Raw genomic sequence first — 551 nt, 5'->3', positions numbered from 1 at the left:
CATGGTGGACCGGCGGCGCCTGGGTGCTCTATTTCAACGATGCACCAACACTGGTGCGCGAACTCGTGACGTTCCAGGCGCCGGCGTTGGCTTATATCTGGATCGCGATACTGACCGCGACGACCTACACACTGGCGGGCTGGATGCGCGAGCAGGTCTGTCTCTATATGTGTCCGTGGCCGCGCATCCAGGCGGCGCTGACCGACGAGTGGGCGCTCAACGTCACCTACAAGACCGATCGCGGGGAGCATCGCACCTCGCTGAAGAAGGCGGCCGAGCTGCGCGCGCTCGGCCAACCCGCAGGCGACTGCATCGACTGCTATCAATGCGTGAACGTCTGCCCGGTCGGAATCGATATCCGCGATGGCTTGCAGATGGATTGCATCCAGTGTGGGTTGTGTATCGACGCCTGCGACGGAGTAATGAGCAAGATCGGCCGGCCGACCCGGCTGATCGGCTACGACACCGACATCAATATTGCGAGGCGCAAGGCAGGCAAGTCCGAAATCTATCGCATCATCCGGCCCCGTACGATCGTCTATGCAGGTCTC

General features: G+C 61.7%; 1 protein-coding gene. It reads left to right on the top strand.

The features are described 5' to 3' along the window. Nucleotides 1–551, top strand: a 551-nt coding sequence (locus tag AC1DU6_RS35395; RefSeq protein WP_477863263.1) for a 4Fe-4S dicluster domain-containing protein, incomplete at both ends; no start/stop codon positions are given.

This window comes from Roseateles sp. P5_B10 (assembly GCF_056400485.1).
This window is presented reverse-complemented; position numbering and strand designations above follow the sequence as displayed.